General features: G+C 66.7%; 4 protein-coding genes and 1 pseudogene. All 5 read left to right on the forward strand.

Features of this window, described 5'->3' with window-relative positions:
- The coding region (locus WAZ62_RS13620; RefSeq protein WP_422644080.1) for a Holliday junction DNA helicase RuvB C-terminal domain-containing protein at positions 1 to 378 on the forward strand (378 nt) is incomplete at its 5' end.
- Positions 368 to 856, forward strand: coding sequence for a tol-pal system-associated acyl-CoA thioesterase (ybgC, locus tag WAZ62_RS13625; RefSeq protein ID WP_422644081.1), 489 nt, complete (start codon positions 368 to 370; stop codon positions 854 to 856). The genes WAZ62_RS13620 and ybgC, both read left to right, overlap by 11 nt.
- Positions 853 to 1,617 (forward strand): protein TolQ, encoded by a 765-nt coding sequence (gene tolQ, locus WAZ62_RS13630; RefSeq protein ID WP_422644082.1) that lies wholly within the window; start codon positions 853 to 855, stop codon positions 1,615 to 1,617. Before ybgC ends, tolQ begins: the two co-directional genes overlap by 4 nt.
- A 3-nt stretch (positions 1,618 to 1,620) precedes the next feature.
- Positions 1,621 to 2,055 carry a protein TolR gene (gene tolR, locus WAZ62_RS13635; protein ID WP_422644083.1) on the forward strand — a complete coding sequence of 145 codons (435 nt, stop codon included), beginning with the start codon at positions 1,621 to 1,623 and terminating at the stop codon, positions 2,053 to 2,055.
- A 37-nt stretch (positions 2,056 to 2,092) separates the two neighbouring features.
- Positions 2,093 to 2,328 (forward strand): annotated as a pseudogene (locus WAZ62_RS13640) (energy transducer TonB); the annotation flags it as partial.

Raw genomic sequence — 2,328 nt, forward strand, 5'->3', positions numbered from 1 at the left:
CTGCTGCGCCGGGTGCGCGATTTCGCCCTCGTCGCCAAGGCCGGGGCGATCGATGCCCGGGTCGCGGATGCCGCCCTGACCCGGCTCGAGGTCGATGGCCGTGGCCTCGACGCCATGGACCATCGCTATCTTTCGGCGATCGCGCGCGATTACGGCGGCGGGCCGGTCGGGGTCGAGACCATGGCGGCCGCCCTGTCCGAGCCGCGCGACGCGATCGAGGAAATCATCGAACCCTATCTGATCCAGCAAGGTTTGTTGCAGCGCACACCAAGAGGGCGCATGTTGACGCAGGCGGCGTTCCGGCATCTCGGCCTTGCCATGCCGGATCGCCCCGACATTGCGCAGCTGCCGCTGCTCGGTGAGGTGGATGATGCCTGATGTCATGGCGCTGGGCCCCCAGGTGGGGGTGCTGGCCGAAGGCGCCCATTGGCTGCCCCTGCGGGTCTATTTCGAGGACACGGACGCGGGCGGCATCGTCTATCACGCCAATTATCTGAAATTCATGGAGCGGGCGCGCAGCGACTTCGCCCGCCAGATCGGCATCGACCAGAACGCGATGATGGAGGGCGACGATCCGCTGGCCTTCGTCGTGAAGCGGATCGATATCGATTATGCCCGCCCGGCCCGCCTGGACGATGCCCTCGTCGTCGAAACCAGGCTGAAGGTGCTGAAGGGCGCCAGCATGGAATCGCTTCAGATCGTGCGCCGGGGTGTTGAAATCATGACACAGGCAACGGTCCGAATCGCCTGCCTTGACCGTCAGGGCCGGCCACGGCGCTTTCCGGACCCGGTTCGCCACGCTTTCGCCCCCTTCGAGATTCAAGAACAACCATCTTCAAACGGGAAACCGAAATGAACCCTGATGCAACGGCGGGTGCGCTGACCGCGCCCGTGGGCGATATCGCCGCCACCGGTCTCGGGGGCGCCGCCGCGCCCGACATGTCGATCATGGGCCTGTTCATGCAGGCCGACTGGGTGGTGAAACTCGTCGTCATCCTGCTGCTGCTGGCGTCTTTCTGGTCCTGGGCGATCATCATCGACAAGCTGCGCCGCCTGCGCCGGGTCCAGGTCCAGGCCGACCAGTTCGAGGAAGCCTTCTGGTCCGGCAATTCGATCGACGATCTCTACGATCGCATCCAGGCGCGGCCGGATCACCCGCTGGCCCTCGTCTTCGTCGCCGCCATGCGCGAATGGCGCCGGGCGACCGAGCGTCTGGCGGTGCCCGGCGCGGCCCTCGCCACCGGCCTGCAGGAGCGGATCTCCAAGGTCATGCGCGTCGCCCTCAACCGCGAGCTGGACGGGCTGGAGCGCTATCTCGGCTTCCTCGCCACCGTCGGCTCGACCGCGCCTTTCGTCGGCCTGTTCGGCACGGTCTGGGGCATCATGAACTCCTTCTCTTCGATCGCGATCTCCAAGAACACTTCGCTCTCGGTGGTGGCGCCCGGTATCGCCGAGGCGCTGTTCGCGACCGCGCTCGGCCTCGTCGCCGCCATCCCGGCGGTCATCGCCTACAACAAGCTGTCGTCCGATGTCGGCCGCTTCCAGGGCCGGCTCGAAGGTTTCGCCGACGAATTCTCGGCCATCCTGTCGCGCCAGGTCGACGAGCGGAGGAGCTGAGCCATGGGCGCTTCCCTCGGCGGTGGCGGCAGGCGGGGCGGACGGCGCGGCCGCGCGCCCATGGGCGACATCAACGTCACCCCCATGGTCGACGTCATGCTGGTGCTGCTGATCGTCTTCATGGTCGCGGCGCCGCTGATGACCGTCGGCGTGCCGGTCGACCTGCCGACGACCCAGGCCGACAGCCTGCCCCAGGACGACAAGCCGGTGATCGTTTCCGTCGATGGCGAGGGCCGCCTCTTCATCGGCGACAACGAGGTGACCAAGGACACGCTGGTCGCGCAGCTCCAGGCCAGCGCCAAGCAGGGGCCGGAGACGCGCATCTATGTCCGCGGCGACCAGGCCATCAATTACGGCAAGGTCATGGAGACCATGGGCCTGATCAAATCGGCGGGCTTCACCAAGGTCGCCCTGATCGCCCTGCCGCCCGCCAAGTAGACGTAACGCGTAAGAAGACGAAGGTTCGGTCCCGATCATGCGCAAGGGCGCAGCCATTGTTTCCGGTATCCTGCATCTGTTGCTGATCGCCCTCATGGTGTTCGGCCTGCCGCAGTTCGCCCGGCCCCTGCCCGAACCCGAGATCTACTCGGTCGAGATCGTCGACGTGATCAGCGAAAGGGCCAATCCGGCCCCGCCGCAGCGGGTGAAAACGCCGATCCCGCCGGCGCCGACGACAAAGCCCCTGCCGCCCGCGGAAGAGCTTCACGAGAC

It is taken from the genome of Zavarzinia sp. (assembly GCF_049306435.1).
In the GTDB taxonomy this organism is placed as follows: domain Bacteria; phylum Pseudomonadota; class Alphaproteobacteria; order Zavarziniales; family Zavarziniaceae; genus Zavarzinia.